Source organism: Pectobacterium carotovorum (genome assembly GCF_033898505.1).
In the GTDB taxonomy this organism is placed as follows: domain Bacteria; phylum Pseudomonadota; class Gammaproteobacteria; order Enterobacterales; family Enterobacteriaceae; genus Pectobacterium; species Pectobacterium carotovorum_J.
The window spans coordinates 70,434-91,635 of record NZ_JAXAFK010000007.1 but is presented as its reverse complement, the minus strand read 5'-3'; the positions used below and the strand labels follow the sequence as shown (position 1 = coordinate 91,635).

The following is a 21,202-nucleotide window of genomic DNA, read 5'->3' as shown; positions in this document are numbered from 1 at the left end:
TCATTTCATGAGTCAGGATAAACAGGATTCATTACACCAAAGTGGTTCCGCAGCGAAAAAAGAGTTTTCAACGGATAAAATTATTCAAGGAGGGTGTAAAGAATGTGAGTGTGAAACCTTTGTTCAGTATGTTTACTCATCAGGGGATCCCGTACCAAATGCCCCCTTTGTTTTAACCGATAGCAAAGGGAATAAAACTGACGGGCAAACGGATGAAAATGGTTACTTTAAAGTCCAAAATATGGCGTGCAGTACTTATCAACTTGATATTAAGGAAGGTTCAGATGACTTTTCTTCCCCTGATACCGTAGAGAATAATCCAGTCCTTCAATCTAACCCCGTTCATGCAGCATTGGCAGGAGAGTATTTTACCCTTTATTTGCTACTGCATGAAAAAGGGATTGTAGAGTACGACGCTGAAGACAGTGAACGTTATGATGAAGTTAATGTTGATGATAGTACATGGAGTGGGCGATTTTTTTCTAATGTTGAAGATAAATATCAATTAGCCTATGACCGTTTTCAAACATTAAAAAAACAGATTAACGCAGGGGATCGTGAATTTAAGCGGGCAATTAATAAAATTCACCATAGCTTATCAGCAGAGGTTGCCGATCAGACAACAGAAACAGCGGTTTTGCTACTTTGTCAAATTATCCTCGGTTTTATTCCTGTTGTTGGTCAGGCACCGGATGTGTATTTTATTGGTGAGTGGTGCTGGGCTGCCTATAAAAAACCAGATAACCTGGAGGATAACTACTTCCTTGCTGAAGGTGCACTGAATATTGTAGGTGTTATTCCTGGTCCTGGACATGCGCTAAAAATTGCAGGTAAATCTGTTGTCCGTGCAATGAAAGCATTAGAGAAAAGTGCGTTGGATAATCAGGCCGTTCAACTAGCCGTTCGTGAAATTAGAAATCTATCTAATGGTAATATTGTTCGATGGTTAATGGACTTTGCTGAAAAAATTAACAAGGAAGCTAAAGAGGCTTTAAATCTGCTCAATAAAATAATTACGGCTATTGAGCTGATGGTGAATAATGCCACAAGTTCAGCAAAAAGTTGGATTGTTGCATTTGCAAAAGATAGTTTTTCGGCAATTTGTGGTGTTATTAAAAAGCTCATTAATAAATTTAAAGAAATTATTGATGGGATTATCCAAAAAGTTAATACGTTTATTGGGAAAATTATTACCAGAAAATCTGGAACAGCGGTAGGAAAAGATAAGGCGGCAAAACCTGAAATTAAGGTAGCAGATAAAACGCCATCAGATGTTGATGGTACTCCCGGTCATGCGTCATCTACGGCTAGTACGGCAGATGGAAAGACCTGCTCTACATCAAATAAATGCCAAGGTGAAGGTGAACCGGTCGATATGGCCACGGGGTATATGGTGGAGTGGCGTACTGATTTCCAACTAGCAGGTATTTTACCGCTGGCGATTAAACGCTATTACCGTTCTGGTGGTGAGCGAAAGCCTGGTTTATTAGGATCATTATGGCGTAGTAACTGGGATATTAGCCTGACACTTGAAGACGGTGTGGTGACACTGACTGATGGTGAGTTCAATCAGGCGATATTTGTTTTGCCTATCGAGGGGGAATCTACGCGTTCACCATCTAACCCGCAGTGGCGATTGACCCGTCAACAGGGGCGGTTGATTTTGCAAGATGTTGGTGGTTTGCACTATCGATTTGAGCACGCCAGAGGGAGAGAATTATGCCTGACATCCATAGAGGATCGGCAGGATAACCAAATCTCGCTGATTTGGGAGTTCGGCATATTGCGCTGGGTGGTTTTGCCTGATAGCCGTTTGATTCATGTGGAAACTCGTCGTCAGCGTATTACCTGTTTAACGTTATGCGATATTCATCGCAAACCTTTGAAAACACTTGCTAGCTATACCTATGACAAGAATGGGTATTTATTGAGCGTACGTGCTAGCGATGGGTGCAACTTTGATTATCGTTATTCTCCAGAAGGCTGGCTGCTGCGCTGGTCGGATTTATCATCGACCTGGGTTGAGCACGACTACGATAAAAAAGGCCGTGTAATACGGGACAGAACCTCGGAAGGCTACTGGCCGGGTCACTTTGAATACGACGATGACACCCTGACCAGCCATTACCACAGCGGGTTTGGTGGGGTGATTAGCTATGTGCGCGATGAGCGTAATAATATTCTGTCAAAACGTACGCCTGATTGCGGCGAGACCCGGTTCGAGTGGGTGGACAACCAACTGGTGGCGGAGACCGACCCGCTAGGTGGTCGCACGGTGTATCAGCGCAATGACTGGGGGCAGGTCACCGAGGTTATTCTGCCTGACGGCGCGACGCACCAGTATGCGTATGATGATAACGGGCAACTACTGGCTTATATCGACCCGCTGGGCAGCGAATGGCACTATCAGCGCAATGCAGCCGGGCAGGTTGTTGAGGTGAACGACCCGGAAGGGCGCGAGTGGCTGTACCGCTACGGTGAAACGGGGCAACTGTCGACGGTGATAGGCCCAGACGGCGTGTTGCAGCGTTACCACTATAACCGTCGTGGCCTGCTGAGCAGCCTTGAGCGGGATAATGCACCGCCGGTAGCGTTCCGCTATGACGATCTGGACCGCCTGACGGAGCGGCATATCGGACATGAAGCGGGCGTGCAGGTGCGGCGCTGGGAGTATGACGGTGTGCGCGCGTCACCGTCGAAAGTGGTGTATGAGGACGGCAGCGAGACGCGGTTTGGTTACGATGTGGAAGGTAACCTGACGGCGGTGACGGATGCGCTGGGTCAGCGTTATCAGTTCCGCTACGGGGCGTTCGATAACCTGCTGGAAGCGACGGACCCGCTGGGGGCGACGGTGCGTTATCACTACAATGCGGAAGCGGAGTTCGCCGGGGTGACGAACAGTCAGGGACGGGACTGGACGTACGGTTTTGACAGCAGTGGACGACTGAGCGAGGAACGGCATTACGACGGGCGGGTATACCGGTATCAGTACGATGTGGCAGACCGTCTGGTGCAGCGCACCGCGCCGGACGGCAGCGCATTGTACTACGAGCACGATGCGGCAGGGCGGATAACACGAATCACGGCACGCAAAGCGGACGGTGAAACGGACGGCATCACCGAGCTGGCGTATGACGTGGCCGGTAGGCTGACCAAAGCCGCCAGCCCGGATGCGGTGGTGGAGTACGCCTATAACCGGGCGGGTCAGGTCACATCGGAAACGGTGAACGGCGAGGCGGTGCAGAGCGGTTACGACGCGGGTGGTCAGCGTGCGGTAGTCGAAGGGATACTGGCACCGCTGCAACTGGCGTGGCAGTCGGGTCGGCTGTCGTCGCTGGGTATCGGTTCACACCAGCCGCTACAGTTCAGCCACACGGCGGCGGGCGAAGAGCAGCGGCGCAGTAACGGCAGCGGATTTGCATTACGCCACGAGTGGAGTCCGACGGGGCTGCTGCAGCGTCAGGCGCTGGAGGGCGCGGATGGCCGGGTGAATGACGTGCTGGAGCGCCGGTACCAGTATGATGTGCTGGACCGTCTGACGGGCATCAGCGACAGTCACTGGGGGGAACAGGCGTTCCGGCTGAACGGGGCCGGTCAGGTGACGGCGGAGCGCCGTGATGAGGGACGGCGGCGTCAGGCACGGCTGTTTGGCTATGACAGCGAACAGAACCTGTGCGAGGTGTCGCAGATAGCGCCGGGTCTGGGTGAGACGCTGAAGGTACAGGATGCGGTGGTACAGGCGTCGGCGCGCTACGATGCGGCGGGCCGGGTAGTCGAGCGGGGCCATACGCAATACCGGTATGACGACTGCGGGCGTCTGGCGATGAAGCGTGAAACGCGGCCGGGGTTCAGGCCAAAGGAAACGTACTTTGACTGGGACGTACAGGACCGTCTGGTACGGGTGAGCCTGCCGGACGGGGTACGCTGGCGGTATCGTTACGATGCGTTTGGTCGCAGAGTCAGTAAGGTGCGTGAGGGACAACTCCCGTCGGCGCAGGCGGTAGCGCGGGTGGCGTACCGGTGGGACGGTGACCAGCTTATCGGTCAGCAGCAGTATCGTGCAGATGGCAGTGCGGCACGGGAAGTACAGTGGGTGTACGAGCCGGGGAGCTTCCGGCCGCTGGCACAGGTGGAGGCGCAGGGCGACAGTACGCAGTTGCACTACATCGTGACCGACCTGACGGGAACGGCCAGAGAGCTGTGCAGCGAGGAAGGGGAAGTCCGCTGGCGCGGGGAACAGGGACTGTGGGGCGCTCACCGCGAAGAGCGACGGCCTATCCCGCTACGGCGCTATCTGGGCGATGCGGCGAACGAAGAGGTGTACTGCGAGCTGCGCTATCAGGGGCAGTTGTATGACGCAGAAACAGGGCTTTACTACAACCGGCATCGTTACTATGATGCGGAGAGCGGACAGTATCTGTCACCGGACCCGATAGGGCTGCTGGGTGGTATTCGACCTCAAGCGTATGTTCATAATCCGCTGGAATGGGTCGACCCGTTGGGGTTGGCACGGTCTGTTTGTCAGGCTCGCTATGAAAGGTATAAAGACTATCGCTCACAAGGATATTCGGCTGAAGAGGCTGCGAAACTATCCAAAGGAGCTAACCCTGCAATGATTACCCCTGGCTCTCTTCCTGCTGCGGAAGAAGCGGCAGTAAATAGAACGCTAGGACATATTGATAACGGAGATAAACCTGCTGGAGCTCTTGGGAAAAAATGGGGAACTACATTTAAAAATCATCAAGGCGAATTGCCTGGCGGAAGTGGTGCAAATTCTCCTTATAGCGAGTATCGAGTAGATCCCGGTCCCGGTGTAAGTGGTGCAGGGGCTAGACGAGTTGTTGTCAACAATAATACGGGTGAAACATATTATACATGGACGCATTACGGTGATTCAGGAAACCCATCTTTTGTGAGGATTAGATAATATGTCTTTTAATTTTTTCCAAACAAATGAATTGGATGCTCTATCTAGTGAGTATGAAAAAAATGGGTATGTGATAATTAAATCCTGTTTCAGTCAATCGAAGGGTATATATGACGTCTTTGATGAAATAAAAATATCTCTGCCTCTAGATCCGCCATTATATAGTAGATGCAATTTTGATGCTTTTTCTGATTCTATTTTTAGTGGTTTGGACTCACTTGAAAATGATAAAGTGTGTGTATTTTTAGTGGATATTAAGAAAGCTCTTAGAGATGACAGTAAAAGTTATAATATTTTACTGGATATATTTTCTGATAACTTATCTTATCTTGAAACTGAAGGGAAAGAAGTTGTTTTATTTATTAGCTAATTAAAGAGGCCGGGAGGATCTGACGATCCTTCCGGCTTTTTATTTTATTAGCTGTCAGGTTGTTTTTTATAAATTAATCTGCGTCTCAATAATAATCCTCCCCCTTTCCACCGTCACGGTAACAGGCATCCCGGTGATAAAGCCACACTCTTCGAGCCAGCGGCCTTTGAGGTTGATGGCGGAGGGTGGGTTGGGCTTGCCATTATGCGGGGCGTATCCCACGGTGTAGTAACGCTCTGTTTTGGTTGCTTTATTAACGGTGACGTCTGACTTAGAATGTGCCTTAGCCATGATTAACTACCTCGTATAGTTGCTTGTGGTGAGCGGCGTGGGTGAGGTGCGAACTCATCTTCGCCGCGCTATTTATCCGTCAGTTACGCGCCTGAGCAATCAGAGCGCTTAACATCTCCGAAATCATCTTCTGTTTTGCCTTGGGCAAACTGGCTATCTCTTCAATAAGCTGTTGCCATTTCGGAGCTGGGCCACGCTTGCGTCTGGCAGGCTCTGGGGCTTCCCCGAATACCTCTTCGAGATAAACTGAAAAAATCTGTGCTACAGAAGGGAGTGATGAAACCTTGATCCTTCTGCGCCCGGCTTCCCTCGTCGGCGCAAGCGGTAGCGCGGGTAGCCTACCGATGGGACGGTGACCAGCTGATTGGTCAGCAGCAGTACCGTGCAGATGGCAGTGCGGCACGGGAAGTGCAGTGGGTGTACGAGCCGGGGAGCTTCCGGCCGCTGGCACAGGTGGAGGCGCAGGGCGACAGTACCCAACTGCACTACATCGTGACCGACCTGACGGAAACGGCGAGAGAGCTGTGCAGCGAGGAGGGGAAAGTTCGCTGGCGCGGGGAGCAAGGGCTGTGGGGCGCAACGACGACCTATTCCGCTGCGGCGCTATCTGGGCGATGCGGCGAATGAGGAAGTGTACTGCGAGCTGCGCTATCAGGGTCAGCTGTACGATGCGGAAACGGGACTTTACTACAACCGTCATAGGTATTTCGACCCTGAAAATGGGCAGTATCTCTCACCAGATCCTATTGGACTAGATGGCGGGATCCGGCCCCAAGCGTACGTCCACAATCCCTTAGAATGGGTTGACCCATTGGGATTGGCTGGCTCTGTTTGTCGAGCTAGATATAAGAGGTATAAAAAATATAGATCTCAAGGATATTCAGCACAGGATGCTGCTAAATTATCAAAATCATATTCTAACCCAACTAGGCGCCCATCTTATGCTAAAGGCCAGGTTGATGAGGTGTGGAATTCAGCTAAGCAAGCAGATGGTAATGTCTATGATCCAAATTCAGGTGAAAAATTAGTTTGGGATCGAAGTAAATCAAGAGCGGGGCAGTGGGATATGGGGCACTTAAGCGGGAGAGAATACCGGAAGTTACATAAAGATTATATGGATGGTAAGATATCTAAAGATAAATTTCTAAGTGAGTATAGAGACCCGAAAAATTACCAACCTGAATCTATTTATTCAAATAGAAGCCATATGTTTGAAGATAAGTAACATGAGGTGAAAGATGATTAGTAATGCTTTTCAATTCGTTAGAGATGGTCAGAGTGAAGGGTTATGCTCACTAGTTAATAGTGAGAATGTGAATGTAACTAATGAGTACGGCCAAAATTTATTACATGAAGCTATTGCTTATGGGAATGTTGCCGTAGTAAATAAACTTATTGAATTAGGAATTGATGTAAATCACCAAGATGATAAGGGACAAACTCCTTTACACTATACAGCTCAGCATAAGATGAAGGATGTTGCTGAAATAATTCTAATGAATAAAGGTGATGTTTTGGTAACTGATAAATTTGGTAATCAGGCTCTATGGACTGCAGTTTTTAATGCGAGAGGAGATTATGATATTGTATCTTTGTTATTAAAATACAATTCACTTCCTGAGCATAAAAATAATTCAGGGAGATCTCCGCTAGATTTTGCTAGGCAAATTAAAGATACAGATCTTATTTCTATTCTTGATGTAAAAGTATAGTTTTCTTTATTTTGTTTCGATGTTATTTTCGGGAGGGCGCTATGATGCTGGTGAGTATAAATAATTACTTTAATTATAGTTATTGAAAGGGGACTTAATAGTATTAAGTGGAAAAATCCGGATGTGATTTCAAGGTCCTTCCGGGTTTTTATTTAACAGATAGTTGCTAAAAATTATTCTCAATCTCAATAATAAATCTGCCGCGACCCAGTGTAATGGTCGCGGAGGGCGGCCATAAATTCCGACTCTTCGAGTCAGCAGCCTTTAAGGTTGATTATGTTACATAAATCACTAATGAAAATGTATAAAAATCAGTATGATTGAATCGTTTAGGTAAGAGAGGTAAATGTCAGGGGGGGCGGTAGCATGTAATATTCATAATTAACCACCATCAACTTCCGGAGTAGGCAAGTGGAATTTACCGTATGCGACAGGAATGAGAGATGGGATTGAAATTAGGGTTGATTTCTATCCCCCAACGCATCCGACTCTTGCTGGAAAAATATCAACGGCGTATCCAACCAATGTTACACCTAACCCCCCAAAACCATAATGTGATATGAAAATTAATGACGAAATGAAATTTTACATGGAAGTAAAGAACTCAATTTCAAGACTGATTGATATTTATGGAAAAAATCTTGATGAGGAAACAATTAACTCTGTTAATCACTTCTTAGATCATGGTGAGTATGAAATGGCGTATGAAGGAGTTTTCATAGATCTCATGTCTATAGGATTTAACCCTGACGATATCGATGTTTCACATTATATTGGAATTGGAATTGGTCTTGGTTTAAATAAAGAAAGTGTATTTGATTTTGACTTTTGGAATAAGTTAAATGCTTATTTGAATATATCTTGAATTGAAGTTGTTTGATTTTAAAAATCCGGAAGCGATCTAACGATCTTTCCGGCTATTTTATTTTTAGTGGTTTTTGTATTACGCCAACATAGTCTCTATCTCTGCCCGAATAGTTATCTTTCCGGGCAGCACGTCAATATTTAACGGCTGGCCGAGTAACCCGCTTTGGGTGAGCCAGTCGCCTGCCAGCGTCAGTTCTCCGCTGTCACTGACCCAGTCCGCCCCTTCCGTCTCGTTGCCATCCAGTTCAGCCAGCAGCGCCGCGATATCGGTATCCTCACCCAGCCGTGTCAGCACCAGCCCGTTGCGGTAGAGGCTGATACGGAACAGGCGTATGACGTGGCTGGCCGGCTGACCAAAGCCGCCAGCCCGGATGCCGTGGTCGAAGGGATTCTGGCACCGCTGCAGCTGGCGTGGCAGTCGGGTCGGCTGTCATCGCTGGGTATTGGTTCACACCAGCCGCTGCAGTTCAGCCACACGGCGGCGGGCGAAGAGCAGCGGCGCAGTAACGGCAGCGGGTTTGCATTACGCCATGAGTGGAGTCCGACAGAGCTGCTGCAGCGTCAGGCACTGGAGGGCGCGGACGGCCGGGTGAATGACGTGCTGGAGCGGCGCTACCAGTACGATGTTCTGGACCGTCTGACGGGTATCAGCGACAGTCACTGGGGCGAGCAGGCATTCCGGCTGAACGGGGCCGGCCAGGTGACGGCGGAGCGCCGTGATGAGGGACGGCGGCGTCAGGCACGGCTGTTTGGCTATGACAGCGAACAGAACCTGTGCGAGGTGTCGCAGATAGCGCCGGGTCTGGGTGAGACGCTGAAGGTACAGGATGCGGTGGTACAGGCGTCGGCGCGCTACGATGCGGCGGGCCGGGTAGTCGAGCGGGGCCATACGCAATACCGGTATGACGACTGCGGGCGTCTGGCGATGAAGCGTGAAACGCGGCCGGGGTTCAGGCCAAAGGAAACGTACTTTGACTGGGACGTACAGGACCGGCTGGTACGGGTGAGCCTGCCGGACGGCGCGCGCTGGCGCTATCGTTATGATGCGTTTGGGCGCAGAGTCAGTAAAGTGCGTGAGGGACAACTCCCTTCGGCGCAGGCGGTAGCGCGGGTGGCGTACCGGTGGGACGGTGACCAACTGATTGGTCAGCAGCAGTACCGGGCAGACGGTTCAGCGGCGCGGGAAGTGCAGTGGGTGTCCGAGCCGGGAAGCTTCCGGCCGCTGGCACTGGTGGAGGCGCAGGGCGACAGCACGCAGCTGCACTACATCGTGACCGACCTGACGGGAACGGCCAGAGAGCTGTGCAGCGAGGAAGGGGAAGTCCGCTGGCGCGGGGAACAGGGACTGTGGGGCGCTCACCGCGAAGAGCGACGGCCTATCCCGCTGCGGCGCTACCTGGGGGATGCGGCGAACGAAGAGGTGTACTGCGAGCTGCGCTATCAGGGGCAGTTGTATGACGCAGAAACAGGGCTTTACTACAACCGGCATCGTTACTATGATGCGGAGAGCGGACAGTATCTGTCGCCGGACCCGATAGGGCTGGGTGGGGGAATAAGACCACAAGCCTATGTTCATAACCCGCTCACTTGGGTTGATCCGCTCGGGCTGGCGCCGAAAGAGGACAAGGTATATATACCCAGAGATAAAGATGGAAATGTAATCCCTCTGGATAAACATAAGGTAAATGGGCAGGATATCCCATTGCCTCACCCTGATGCTGAAGGACGAGCTCATACAGTATTGGGTGGAAAAGTTAGTTCTAAAACTGGTGAGGAATATAGGCAAAGTGCGACTTTCCCTGCCGATACGTGGCCAGCCGCGAATGGACAGCCAGTTCCTTTAAGTGAAGTTCACTGGTCTGATCATGGGCGACCTGACCATCATACAAACCCGCATCAGCATATATTTACTTATGAAGGTAAAGATGGATGGAAAAGAGGCGCTCCATCACCTTACTATCCAACAAAATAATATAGGTAAAACTATGGACGTTTTATTCGAGGTTTTTTTACCAAAAAATATAAAGTTAAATAAATTTGGTTGGGAGGAAGTGTATACGGAATGGGGCGGTCAGCAATACTCTCAAGAACCAGCAGTATATAAATGGAATGACTTGCTTTTATTTGAGGGTAATAAAGATGTTTTATCTTATGAACGTTTGTTGGGTAGGAGTGTTTCTTTAACAAATTACTGTGCTTATACTTTAAAAAGTAGTTCTCTTTTCGATTTAGAACAATGCGTTAATAAAAAATTGGATGTGAGTAATAATGCTGTTTTTTTGTTTTTTGATAATTTATTAAAGAATGTGGAACATTGGGTTGTACTGACTTTGATTGATTGGGATCAATTTGATGAGATATATAATGTTAGTAATGAAAAGGAAGCATTATTTTTTTTAATGGAAAGCTTGAATTGGAATGAGCCAAAAGGAATTGCATTGATAAAAAATTAATAAACTGCAATTATGATTTTATCATATTAGGTGCTGGAAGCGATCACCCGATCCTTCCGGTTTTTAATTTTATGGTCTTATCAATCGCTATAAATTAATCTTCGTCTCAATAATAATCCTCCCCCTTTCCACCGTGACGGTCACGGGCATGCCGGTGATAAAGCCGGATGCTTCGAGCCTGCGGCCTTTAAGGTTGATGGCGGAGTGTGGGTTAGGCTTGCCGTTATGCGACGCGTATCCCACGGTGTAGTAACGCTCTGTTGTGGCGGGTTTACTCTCACGAAGATGGCAGCGGGATGCGGTGGTGGAGGCGCAGGGCGACAGGACGCAGTTGCACTACATCGTGACTGACCTGACGGGAACGGCGAGAGAGCTGTGTAGTGAGGAAGGGGAAGTTCGCTGGCGCGGGGAGCAGGGGCTGTGGGGCGCCCACCGCGAAGAGCGGCGTCCTATTCCGCTGCGGCGCTATCTGGGCGATGCGGCAAACGAGGAAGTGTACTGTGAGCTGCGCTATCAGGGGCAGTTGTACGACGCGGAAACGGGGCTTTACTACAACCGACATCGTTACTATGATGCGGAGAGCGGACAGTACCTGTCGCCGGACCCGATAGGTTTACTGGGTGGCCGCAGACCACAAGGTTACGTACATAACCCATTAGAATGGGCTGATCCGTTTGGGTTGACGCAGAAGGAAGGGAAAACTAAAGGATCTGGAACGATACATGAATTAGATCCTAAAGATATTCGTTTTAGCCAGAGCTCTGTAAATGGCGCTGCTGATTTAACTGAAAGTATGAAAAATAACGGATGGGCGGGTGACCCGATTGATGTTGTCAGAATGAGCGATGGAAAATTGACAACTATCGATAATACTAGGGTTTTAGCTGCCTCTAGAGCTGGGGTTAATGTTAAGGCTAGAATTCACGAAGCATCAGATGCTTTGCCAAGTGATTTTGTTGAGCGTTTTACAACGAAGAAAGGAACACCTTCAAGTTGGGAAGAGGCAATAAATCTCAGAATTGGGAAGCAAAGTGCAGGATATAGAAATCAATATCCTAGTGGTTCACCTGTAATAGGATCTATGGATTAATATGGAAAAGTTATTTTTACAAAATGAATTGCCTGAGTGGTTTTCATACCCTTCTGAATTTACAAGAGTAGTTGAACAGGGATTACTCGATTTTGATCCTTGGATCATTCTTACAGAAGAGCGTTTAAGAACCAGATTTAATGGTATTAAAAATAGATATCCATCAAGAGATTTAGTTCCTTTCGCTCGTCGGGAAGATAATGATGACATTGCGTGTTGGGAAAAAGGAAAGGATGGTAAAGTTATCATTATTCACGACTTCTCTAGCGATGGATATGAAAATGTTCGTGAATTTAATCATTTTTGGGACTGGTTTAGAGATGCTGTTGAGGCAACGATCTCTTATGATGGCGAGTAATTAAATAAAAGCCGGAGGCGATCACAAAGATCCTTCCGGCTTTTTACTTTATGGTCTGGGTATTTTTTATAAATTAATCTCAGTCTCAATAATAATCCTCCCTCTTTCCACCGTCACGGTTACGGGCATCCCGGTGATAAACCCCGACTCTTCGAGCCAGCGGCCTTTAAGGTTGATGGCGGAGGGCGGGTTGGACTTGCCATTGCGCGGGACGTATCCCACGGTGTAGTAACGTTCTGTTTTAGCGGGTTTATTAAGTGTGACGTCTGACTTAGAATGTGCATTAGCCATGATTAACTACCTCGTATAGTTGGTTGTGGTGAGCGGCGTGGGTGAGGTGCGAACTCATCTTCGCCGCGCTATTTATCCGTCAGTTACGCGCCTGAGCAATCAGGGCGCTTAACATCTCCGAAATCATCTTCTGTTTTGCCTTGGGCAAACTGTCTATCTCTTCAATAAGCTGTTGCCACTTCGGAGCTGGGCCACGCTTGCGCCTGGCAGGCTCTGGGGCTTCCCCGAATACCTCTTCGAGATAAACTGAAAAAATCTGTGCTACAGAAGGGAGTGATGAAACCTTGATCCTTCTGCGCCCGGCTTCCCTCGTCGGCGCAAGCGGTAGCGCGGGTAGCCTACCGATGGGACGGTGACCAGCTGATTGGTCAGCAGCAGTACCGGGCGGACGGTTCAGCGGCGCGGGAAGTGCAGTGGGTGTACGAGCCGGGAAGCTTCCGGCCGCTGGCACAGGTGGAGGCGCAGGGCGACAGCACGCAGCTGCACTACATCGTGACTGACCTGACAGGAACGGCGAGGGAGCTGTGCAGCGAGGAGGGGGAAGTTCGGTGGCGTGGGGAGCAGGGGCTGTGGGGCGCCCACCGCGAAGAACGACGGCCTATTCCGCTGCGGCGCTATCTGGGCGATGCGGCGAATGAGGAAGTGTACCGCGAGCTGCGCTATCAGGGGCAGTTGTACGACGCGGAAACGGGGCTTTACTACAATCGCCATCGTTACTATGATGCGGAGAGCGGGCAGTATCTGTCTCCGGACCCTATAGGGCTGCTGGGAGGGATAAGGCCACAGGGTTATGTGCATAATCCGCTGGAGTGGGTCGATCCGCTGGGGTTAACTAAAGCAGGTTGTGATGGGGAAAATAACCCAGAGAATTCAAAAAAACCTGATCCGTCAGCAGGTGGGCATTTCTCAGGAACGGAGAAACCAAGAATCACAGGCGCTACGCCAAATTCCATGTATACGCATATTGACCCAAAAACAGGAAAAGCTGTTCAAAATGCAATATATGATGACAATGGTGATGTAATTGGGCATGTGGATTTTAAAAATCATGGGATAGAATCTGGTCATTATCACTTATTCCCTGAACCTGGTAATCCAGCATCTGGGCATGGCCCTGGTAAACCACATTATCCTCATTCAGGTATACCTTCAGGGTGGGATGCTCTTCCACCGGGAATTGAACCTCATACGCCTATAGGAAAGTGAGATATTTTATGATTATAGATATGCTAGATGAAATAACGAATGGGTATGATGGGCTTATTAAAAAAATTAACTTTATTTCTTTTGACAGTGTCACTGTTGAAGTCTCTGTTATAAGGGGGGCTGATAGGGAATGGGTTAATGTAGAATTTGAATTAAAAGGGTTGGTTGAGTTTGCTGTTAAGCAAGAAACCAAATGCAGCAATACAGTAATGAGTAACGGTATATCTTATAAATGTATAGATGGTATTCATTATATTGATTTTTCTCCATACTCCGATGATATGGAAGATATTAGTGATTATCGTATGTCAGATGTATATTTTGCTGCAAAAGGAATTGGATATAGCATTAACTCTTACTCTGATATATAAAATGGGTAAGGTTTTAATTATCAGTTTATTGATTGTCTAATCAGTTTGTAAATAATAGCCGGAAGCGATCGCACGATCCTTCCGGATATTTTATGGCTTGGTTGTTTTTTATAAATTAATCTCGGCCTCAATAATAATCCTACCTCTTTCCACTGTGACGGCAACGGCATCCCGGTGATAAAGCCGGACCCTTCGATTCAGTTACTCTTAAGGTTGATAACGGAGAATCGTTTCATGCTACAAGTCAATTAAAAAAAATTTTATAGTAGAATGGGGTATCCGACATATTATTAATTTATAAGGGTTAATTTTGCGGGGTAATTTAATTTTTCGCGATAATAATACTGGAAATAAAATTGTTTTTAATTATCTCTCTTGGGTTGATGTAATAACAGCTGTGATTTTTAAATATACTGACAAATCTAAAGAGGAGTGTAGTTACTTGCTTCGTTCTAGTCAGTTAATAAAAAATGCTACTAATAGCTATATGTCAGTTGTGCTGTGTAGTCATGAGATTGAGTACCATTGGGCTATGTTGATAGCATATGGTGATTTATATTGGAAGAATGGGGTTAGTCAGGATGAGCCTGATGGATATTGGGAGTGGGAATCTGAATACAGAAAGGCTAATTATTTAGCTGAGGAAAGTTTTATTTTTATTAACGGTTTTTCTAGTAAGGAAGATCAAATCAGTTTGCTGTGAGTAGAAGTTATATAACTTGCAATATGAAGAACGACAAATTATGTTAAAAGTGTAATTAATTCTTGAGTGTGATATTTATGGTGGATGTCGGGGCATTAGGATGAAAAGTGATTTTAATTCTCGTTTTGCTTTTCTCTCAGAGAGATTAGACTCATTTTACGATGAGGGTTTTTCTTCTGATAAAGATATGTATCGTGAGAATGAAAAGATAAAGTCAGACGTTGTTGATTTTATTTTTGACGCCAATTCTTGTGATGAAATAGACTTTGTTGATAAAGCATTTAAACTTCTCGTTGAGCATACTGGGTGTCAAGAGGATTTTGAAATCCTAGAGAGAATTCTTCTTCCGGCTTTTGAAAGAAAAATACTTGATGCTGAATTATTAGATAAATATTTAAAAGAGAGTCCATTATCCCGATGGCTATAGGCTAGTAAAATTTAACCCTTGTATAGCATACGCATGAAATCGTGATTTTTATTGATGCAGAGTATTAAATTTATAAGTAAGTATTGATTTCCATCTCAAAAAACATCCTTTAAAATATGCAAAAGATTGGTTTTTTATGAAGAATTATGAGCTAATTGAAGAAATAAATGCGCGTGAATGGAAAAGGCCTTGGTTTGATTTTTCTATTTTCTCTTACGATAGAGGTAAGTTGATTATCGCTGGTAGCTATGATTTATCTTATTACCATAATTTGGAAATTATATTTATTCAGTCAGAGTTTATTGATGGAGTTACTGAATGGTCTTGTGATGTATCTGAACGTTTCATTAAATGTCATCCTGAAGGTAAAATTATAGAATTTTATTCTGATGGGGAGCGAAAGTTAAAAGTGATTGCTGAAGGTTTCTTGGTTAATTTCGATACTTTTTTTTATTATCCAAGAGGACATTTAACTGATGGACAGAGATTAGCATATTGGCTGACATGATTTTGTAAAGTTAATGAAATTATAAGTTATATAAATATTGTTTTTTTGTTCTATTGTAACAATGATAGGTATTCTAGATGGGATAAGGTTCATGGATACATCGTGGTGATTCGATAAATCCATTTTTTAAGGATTAGATAATATGTCTTTAAATTTTATCCAAATGAGTGAAGTTAGGGTGTTAATAAATAGATATGAAGAAAATGGATGTGTGATAATTAATGTCAATTTTAACTGGGCAAGAAACGTATATGATGTCTTTGATGGAATTAAAAGAACACTACCTCTGGATCCGCCATTATATAGCAAATGTAATTTTGATGCTTTGTCTGATTCTATTTTTGGTGGGTTGGATTCTCTTGGGGAAAGTGAAATTTGTGTTTTTTTAGTTGGTGTCAAGGATGCTCTTAAGAACGACCGTGGGAGTTATGACACTTTGTTAGATATATTTTCTGATAATGAATCCGAATTTGAGAATGAAGGAAAAAAGATTCTTTTCTTTATCAGCTAGATAGAAATAGTCGAGACTGTAATCAATCCCCCGCCCACACCACTCAACTCATCACAAGATCATTACGACAACATTCCCCTCACTTTACCCAAGTCATCCTCCCGCTAGACAATACTTCAATCACCAGTGACAGACTCTTTTGCTCGTTCTGTGCGTTCCACTTCCTGTCAAAATCCGTTCTCCATTACCTACTTATCCTATCCGCACTAACGGTATCTGCATCATGGCTTATCCCTGATTTTAACGCTTAATTATTTTCTTATATTTTTTATGATCGCCGTGAATTATTAGCGATGTAAATAAAAATACTGAATATGTTATTCAGTATTTTTTTGTGCGCGTACAAAGGTTTTATTTTATTGTTTCTACGTTGTAATAACGTGGTTAATTTTCTTCTTTAAATTAATGTAAGTTAATGAGGTTATTTTGGATATAATGAACAATGAATTGGTTTCATCGCTAATATTAAGTGAGTTGATCCAATACCGGCGTAGATTTACCCATTCAACGAAGCTGATTAGTGAAGAAGAGTCCCAGGTGACTCAGGTTCAATTACCTAGAATTCGTGCTTTTGTTGAAGAGGGGCGTCGTATTGAACTTATTCTGCCAGCGTTTCCCGTTAAATCTCCTAGCCCCTATAAAGTGCTGGGCAGAATGCCAGATATGGCGGAACGTTTGTCCCTGACCTTCCTTAATTCGTTATGCCAGCGTATTCAGCTTTATTATCCGCCCGGCGCGCATATCCGTATTTGCTCGGATGGGCATGTATTTGGCGATCTGATTGGAACCAGTGACGAAACGATTAACATCTATCAGGATGAGATTGAAAATTTGCTGCATGAGCTGGGGGCCGTTCATCTCAGCGTCTTTAACCTTAAAGACGTAGAGAATATGGCATCACTGACCGCTGATTATGATCATCTTCGCCAGCGCCTGGTTGAGGATTACGCCGAGTCAGAAGAGGACATCAAAGTGCAGCTCATGCAGAGCGAAGAAGGGTTACAGCTTTATCGTTCAATAACCCGCTTTCTCTATGAGGATAGTCTGCGGCCTGACTATACCGGATCTAACGCGGCGTTACAGAAGGATGCCAAAAAACGTGCATGCGGCGTGATTCAACGTAGTTGGGCGTGGGGCAACCTGCTTGCTGAGCAATTCCCTGATGCCATCCGTTTGTCTATTCACCCTCAGCCTTCGGACAGCCTGAAGCTGGGTATTCATATGATGCCTACCAAGGATGATTGGCTGACGCCCTGGCATGGTGTTGCCGCCAATGTGAATGGGCAATTTGTGCTTATGAAGAATGTTGAAGCACAGCAGTTGGAGGGTGAGGTTGTGGAGATTCGCGGTACGCCTAGCCATTACTTAGTTAATCAGCCTGATATGGCATGAACGTTATCGTTCACTGAGACGCCGATATTGTCATCTTATAAAGGAATATACACGATGAAAAATAGCATGAACTGCCGCGTTGAACCGCTTTCCCCTTTTGGTGCGCTGCTGACGCCTGTGGAAACGGGGCAGAGCATCGCCACATTGCCGATCGACACACTGCGTGCGCTCGCCCGAGAACATCATCTTCTGGTACTACGTGGGTTTTCTTCCGGGTTTTCCGATCCTGAAATACTGACTGAATATGCTGGTCACTGGGGGGATATCATGATGTGGCCTTTCGGGGCCGTGCTGGATGTGAAGGAGCATGCGGATACCCAGGATCACATCTTTGATAACAGCTATGTACCGCTGCACTGGGATGGTATGTACAAACCAACCATACCCGAGTTTCAACTGTTCCACTGCGTTTCTGCGCCGGGGCAGGATCAAGGCGGACGTACCACCTTTGTTGACACCACGCGTTTGTTGGCAGAGGCCGACGCACAATTAGCCGATAAGTGGCGCAGTGTTTCAATCACGTATCGTATTAAAGCCGTTGTGCATTACGGCGGTGAAGTCACATCTCCATTGGTCATCCCTCACCCCAACGGCACCGGTGAGATCATGCGTTATAACGAGCCGCCGATCGAAGGCGAGCGTTTCCTTAACCAGCATGCGCTGGAATACCATAATGTCACGCCGGAAACGCAAAGTGCATTTAGTCAGACGTTGCGGCAGCATCTGTACGATCCCCGTTATTACTATGCGCATCAATGGCTACAGGGCGATGTTGTCATAGCTGACAACTTCTCGCTGCTGCATGGCCGTGAAGCCTTTACGGCGCAGTCTGCACGTCACCTCCAGCGCGTGCATATTCAGGGCACCCCGATTTGTGTAAATACCTGCATTGATAACGCGGCATAAGGAAAAGCATCATGGCACATATTCTTATGGCGGCGATGGCGACGCCGGGGCACGTTTATCCGTTGCTGACTATCGCGCGCTATTTGGTTGAGCAGGGGAACGACGTCACGCTGTTTAGCGGTGCGCTGTTTCGTGAGCAGGCGGAGGCGGCTGGCGTCGGGTTCATTCCTTTTAGCGATGACATTGATTTCGACTACCGACACCTTGAACAGCATTTCCCTCAACGCGCCATATTACCGCCGGGTAACGCACAGATGGCTCTGGCCCTGAAGGATTTCTTTGCGGCACCGATTCCACTGCTGGATCGCCAACTGTGCAACGCGTTGGCAAAGACGCACGCCGATTTGCTCATGGTTGAAAATTGTTTTTATGGTGTCTTGCCTTTGCTGTTCTCTGGGCAACGGCCGCCCGTCATTGTAATAGGCGTTACGCCGCTGTCCTATTCGACACGAGATTCGGTTTTCTATGGGCCTCGTATTCCCCCTAAATTGCTGCCGCCCGATCTGAGCCATGAACAGCTTGTTGATGAGGAAACTCGGGGGTTGATGAATGAAGTTCAGCGCGCGTTTGACCGTGCGATGGTGCAGTCGGGAGGGAAGCCCCTCGCACAGCCTTTTATGGATGCACTGATTGGCCGTTGCGATCGTTTCTTGCAGCTATCCACCACTGAGCTTGAGTATCAGCGTGATGATTTGCCACCAAGCGTGCGATTTATCGGGCCATTATCTCGCCAGATTGCAGCAGAACGTGTTCCTGAATGGTGGACGTCGGACGACAGGCGGCCACTTATTATCGTTTCACAGGGAACGCTGGCAAATGTCGATCTCCAGCAGTTGATTGGGCCAACGCTGCGCGCATTAGCTGACTTACCTGTCAGAGTGCTGGCGACCACCGGAGGGCGTTCAGTTGATTCACTGCAACCCTCTTTGCCTGAAAATGCCAGAGTGGTGAGCTTCCTCTCTTATGACGATTGGCTGCCAAGAGCATCGATATTTATCACCAATGGTGGATACGGCTCGATGAATGCCGCACTGAAAGAAGGTGTTCCCTTAATTGTGGCCGGGGTAGGGGAAGATAAACAGGAAAGTGCTGCGCGTGTGGTATTTGCCAAATGTGGGATTAACCTGCAAACCAGTACGCCGAGTGAGCTGCAGATCAAGCAGTCTGTTATTGAGATATTGGAGGATCCCGGCTATTTACAGCGTGCAAGGTGGATTAAGGCCGATTATGCCAGCCATGATGCATTGGCTCTGATTCAGGCCGAAGTGAATGCGCTATGTTTTACAAAGGAATGCCTGTCAAAAGAGGACGATATAGCATCAGCTAGGGATGCTTCTCTGCTTCGTGTTTAGTTATTATTCCATATGTAATAATAAATAAATCCGCCACGCGTTATGGGGTAAAACCGTGCCCCATAACGCTATTGCGCATCATGTTTTTAAAATAGAATACACGCATGGATTTTCTATCGCAGGGTTGCAGTAAATGAAACTACTCTTGGCCGTGATTTTTTCAGTATCGATAATTCCCCAGACCGGTTTTTCGGCAACAAAAACGGATGCGCTGACGGTGCTGAAACATTTGGATGTGACCACTTTCCTCAGTTCTTTTGGGCCGAAACATTTTCCTAAGGGGACGCTGCTGAAAGATACCGGTGATTATGTGTTTAGCCAGGAAAAAGACTGGGCAGAAGCAACAGACACGGATGGCAGTTGGACGTATTCGCTACGTATTATCTCGGAAAATGAAAAAGAAATTACAGTCTGTTTCGTGGACGATGCGCTTGTGGGAAGTTACTTTTCAATGAATCCTTTCCTGATAAAGAAAACGAAAAATGCCCAGTCGTACTCGATGACTGAACTTGAGCCTGGTACCGGAGGATGTGCGCTCAGTGATGAATAATCACGATCGTCGTTGATAAATTAACGACGTTATCCGAACGTTACTAAAAATAAGGAGCCGCTATAAGCCGCTCCTTTGTTGTTTCTACTACTGCTATTTTACAGCGCCTTATCGGTCAACAACGCAACCTTGCTGGCTTTTGATACACGCTCAAGGTACGCCTGGACGTTAGGGCCAAACTGCACGCCTTTCACGATCGTGAGCGACAGTAAGATCGGGAACAGAATAAAATCGGTGGTGGAAATGGTACTGACGTTTGCCAGTCGCGGCTCCAGTTCGTTGAGTTTTTGTTCCACTTCCGCCATCAGTTCTGGCGTTTTCGCGAGTAGTACATCCAGATCACCGAAGGCTTTTTCTTCACGCAGGATGTAGGCATGACGCGCCTCTGGCGTGGAAAGCTCTTTGAAATCCGCTTTTGTGAAGCGGGGAACCGCAAGGTTAAACACCGCACTGGAAACGGACTTACACCAGGTTTCTATCTCAACATCAACCGCTTTGTCTGCGATTAACGGCGCTTGCTTGCTGTCGACATAGTGGACGATATCCATACTTTCCGGCATGAAGCTGCCATCTTCTTTCTGCAGGATGGGCACCACTTTGCGGCCCACCATGCGCGTCGGTGTGTCGACATCGCCTTCCATAATGACCGATTGCTCAACAGGCAGATCTTTCAAACCAAAAATCATTCTGGCCCTGACACAGAATGGGCAGTGTTCGTAAATGAAAAGTTTCATGCATCGCCTCGTAAGATTTTGAAAAAGGCGGCAAAAGCTTGCCAGCCCTGTCATGACAAATCATGCCATCAGAGTAATACCTGATGTGGTTGGCGGTAAAGCGAATGTGGCTTACCGCGGTAGAGGGTGGGGAAAGGGGGCGTGTGTGAATCCGTCTTATCCTCGCCGGATTCCTGTATGATG

At 47.1% G+C, this 21,202-nt stretch carries 20 protein-coding genes and 8 pseudogenes; 20 read left to right on the top strand and 8 right to left on the bottom strand.

The window, feature by feature from the left end; translation table 11 throughout:
• Positions 1-7: 7 nt before the first annotated feature.
• Both R9X49_RS21435 and R9X49_RS21430 read left to right on the top strand, forming a co-directional pair.
• A complete protein-coding gene (locus tag R9X49_RS21435) occupies positions 8-4,927 on the top strand; it encodes an RHS repeat-associated core domain-containing protein (RefSeq protein WP_319850285.1) in 4,920 nt (1,639 codons plus the stop codon).
• Between the two features lies 1 nt (position 4,928).
• Positions 4,929-5,297, top strand: coding sequence for a barstar family protein (locus R9X49_RS21430; RefSeq protein WP_319850284.1), 369 nt, complete (start codon positions 4,929-4,931; stop codon positions 5,295-5,297).
• A gap of 66 nt (positions 5,298-5,363) precedes the next feature.
• On the opposite strand, the gene R9X49_RS21425 is transcribed toward R9X49_RS21430, so the two are convergent.
• Together R9X49_RS21425 and R9X49_RS21420 are read right to left on the bottom strand one after the other, a co-directional pair.
• Positions 5,364-5,588, bottom strand: a complete 225-nt coding sequence (locus R9X49_RS21425; RefSeq protein ID WP_319850281.1) for a SymE family type I addiction module toxin — start codon at positions 5,586-5,588, stop codon at positions 5,364-5,366.
• 79 nt (positions 5,589-5,667) lie between these two features.
• Positions 5,668-5,895 (bottom strand): annotated as a pseudogene (locus R9X49_RS21420) (transcriptional regulator); the annotation flags it as partial.
• A gap of 5 nt (positions 5,896-5,900) precedes the next feature.
• Between R9X49_RS21420 and R9X49_RS21415 the strand changes: the two are divergent.
• From R9X49_RS21415 to R9X49_RS21400, 4 genes and pseudogenes are all read left to right on the top strand, one after another.
• Positions 5,901-6,414, top strand: a pseudogene (locus R9X49_RS21415) (RHS repeat-associated core domain-containing protein); the annotation flags it as partial.
• 138 nt (positions 6,415-6,552) lie between these two features.
• A complete protein-coding gene (locus R9X49_RS21410) occupies positions 6,553-6,813 on the top strand; it encodes an HNH/ENDO VII family nuclease (RefSeq protein WP_319850364.1) in 261 nt (86 codons plus the stop codon).
• Positions 6,814-6,826: 13 nt separating this feature from the next.
• Positions 6,827-7,300 (top strand): ankyrin repeat domain-containing protein, encoded by a 474-nt coding sequence (locus R9X49_RS21405; protein WP_319850280.1) that lies wholly within the window; start codon positions 6,827-6,829, stop codon positions 7,298-7,300.
• 589 nt (positions 7,301-7,889) lie between these two features.
• Positions 7,890-8,165 (top strand): hypothetical protein, encoded by a 276-nt coding sequence (locus R9X49_RS21400; RefSeq protein WP_319850279.1) that lies wholly within the window; start codon positions 7,890-7,892, stop codon positions 8,163-8,165.
• Between the two features lie 78 nt (positions 8,166-8,243).
• Here the strand turns inward: R9X49_RS21400 and R9X49_RS21395 are convergent.
• Positions 8,244-8,495, bottom strand: a pseudogene (locus R9X49_RS21395) (SymE family type I addiction module toxin); the annotation flags it as partial.
• On the opposite strand from R9X49_RS21395, the pseudogene R9X49_RS21390 reads away from it, so the two are divergent.
• Together R9X49_RS21390 and R9X49_RS21385 are read left to right on the top strand one after the other, a co-directional pair.
• Positions 8,487-10,139: pseudogene (locus tag R9X49_RS21390) on the top strand (RHS repeat domain-containing protein); the annotation flags it as partial. The pseudogenes R9X49_RS21395 and R9X49_RS21390 overlap by 9 nt on opposite strands.
• Positions 10,093-10,620, top strand: coding sequence for a hypothetical protein (locus tag R9X49_RS21385; protein ID WP_319850278.1), 528 nt, complete (start codon positions 10,093-10,095; stop codon positions 10,618-10,620). The pseudogene R9X49_RS21390 and the gene R9X49_RS21385, both read left to right, overlap by 47 nt.
• 87 nt (positions 10,621-10,707) lie before the next feature.
• Here the strand turns inward: R9X49_RS21385 and R9X49_RS21380 are convergent, their stop codons facing one another.
• Positions 10,708-10,944: a SymE family type I addiction module toxin gene (locus tag R9X49_RS21380; protein WP_413775908.1), complete on the bottom strand. Its 237-nt coding sequence runs from the start codon at positions 10,942-10,944 to the stop codon at positions 10,708-10,710.
• On the opposite strand from R9X49_RS21380, the pseudogene R9X49_RS21375 reads away from it, so the two are divergent.
• Positions 10,919-11,710: pseudogene (locus R9X49_RS21375) on the top strand (RHS repeat-associated core domain-containing protein); the annotation flags it as partial. The gene R9X49_RS21380 and the pseudogene R9X49_RS21375 sit on opposite strands and share 26 nt — an antisense overlap.
• A gap of 1 nt (position 11,711) precedes the next feature.
• Complete coding sequence (locus tag R9X49_RS21370; protein WP_319850277.1) at positions 11,712-12,068, top strand: hypothetical protein; 357 nt, start codon at positions 11,712-11,714, stop codon at positions 12,066-12,068.
• Between the two features lie 66 nt (positions 12,069-12,134).
• On the opposite strand, the gene R9X49_RS21365 is transcribed toward R9X49_RS21370, so the two are convergent.
• Both R9X49_RS21365 and R9X49_RS21360 read right to left on the bottom strand, forming a co-directional pair.
• Positions 12,135-12,359 (bottom strand): SymE family type I addiction module toxin, encoded by a 225-nt coding sequence (locus R9X49_RS21365; protein WP_319850276.1) that lies wholly within the window; start codon positions 12,357-12,359, stop codon positions 12,135-12,137.
• 79 nt (positions 12,360-12,438) lie between these two features.
• Positions 12,439-12,666 (bottom strand): annotated as a pseudogene (locus R9X49_RS21360) (transcriptional regulator); the annotation flags it as partial.
• A 5-nt stretch (positions 12,667-12,671) separates the two neighbouring features.
• Here R9X49_RS21360 and R9X49_RS23210 point away from each other — a divergent pair.
• The 10 genes and pseudogenes from R9X49_RS23210 to R9X49_RS21310 all read left to right on the top strand — a co-directional run.
• A pseudogene (locus R9X49_RS23210) lies at positions 12,672-13,565 on the top strand (RHS repeat-associated core domain-containing protein); the annotation flags it as partial.
• Positions 13,566-13,573: 8 nt separating this feature from the next.
• Positions 13,574-13,936: a hypothetical protein gene (locus tag R9X49_RS21350; RefSeq protein ID WP_319850275.1), complete on the top strand. Its 363-nt coding sequence runs from the start codon at positions 13,574-13,576 to the stop codon at positions 13,934-13,936.
• Between the two features lie 310 nt (positions 13,937-14,246).
• The gene (locus tag R9X49_RS21345; protein WP_319850274.1) at positions 14,247-14,639 is read left to right on the top strand and encodes a hypothetical protein; all 393 of its coding nucleotides are present in this window, start codon (positions 14,247-14,249) and stop codon (positions 14,637-14,639) included.
• Between the two features lie 100 nt (positions 14,640-14,739).
• A complete protein-coding gene (locus tag R9X49_RS21340; RefSeq protein ID WP_319850273.1) occupies positions 14,740-15,066 on the top strand; it encodes a hypothetical protein in 327 nt (108 codons plus the stop codon).
• A 136-nt stretch (positions 15,067-15,202) separates the two neighbouring features.
• Positions 15,203-15,574 (top strand): hypothetical protein, encoded by a 372-nt coding sequence (locus R9X49_RS21335; RefSeq protein WP_319850272.1) that lies wholly within the window; start codon positions 15,203-15,205, stop codon positions 15,572-15,574.
• A 142-nt stretch (positions 15,575-15,716) separates the two neighbouring features.
• A complete protein-coding gene (locus R9X49_RS21330; protein WP_319850271.1) occupies positions 15,717-16,085 on the top strand; it encodes a barstar family protein in 369 nt (122 codons plus the stop codon).
• A 426-nt stretch (positions 16,086-16,511) separates the two neighbouring features.
• Positions 16,512-17,477 carry an L-tyrosine isonitrile synthase gene (pvcA, locus tag R9X49_RS21325; protein WP_284144927.1) on the top strand — a complete coding sequence of 322 codons (966 nt, stop codon included), beginning with the start codon at positions 16,512-16,514 and terminating at the stop codon, positions 17,475-17,477.
• A gap of 54 nt (positions 17,478-17,531) precedes the next feature.
• Positions 17,532-18,383 carry a TauD/TfdA dioxygenase family protein gene (locus tag R9X49_RS21320; RefSeq protein ID WP_319850270.1) on the top strand — a complete coding sequence of 284 codons (852 nt, stop codon included), beginning with the start codon at positions 17,532-17,534 and terminating at the stop codon, positions 18,381-18,383.
• Between the two features lie 11 nt (positions 18,384-18,394).
• Positions 18,395-19,735, top strand: a complete 1,341-nt coding sequence (locus R9X49_RS21315; RefSeq protein WP_319850269.1) for a glycosyltransferase — start codon at positions 18,395-18,397, stop codon at positions 19,733-19,735.
• A gap of 133 nt (positions 19,736-19,868) precedes the next feature.
• Positions 19,869-20,285 (top strand): bacteriocin immunity protein, encoded by a 417-nt coding sequence (locus R9X49_RS21310; protein ID WP_319850268.1) that lies wholly within the window; start codon positions 19,869-19,871, stop codon positions 20,283-20,285.
• A gap of 98 nt (positions 20,286-20,383) precedes the next feature.
• Here R9X49_RS21310 and grxB read toward each other — a convergent pair whose 3' ends face one another.
• Positions 20,384-21,019, bottom strand: coding sequence for a glutaredoxin 2 (gene grxB / locus R9X49_RS21305; RefSeq protein ID WP_319850267.1), 636 nt, complete (start codon positions 21,017-21,019; stop codon positions 20,384-20,386).
• Positions 20,940-21,188, bottom strand: a pseudogene (locus R9X49_RS23205) (hypothetical protein); the annotation flags it as partial. The pseudogene R9X49_RS23205 and the gene grxB, both read right to left, overlap by 80 nt.
• Positions 21,189-21,202: the final 14 nt, after the last annotated feature.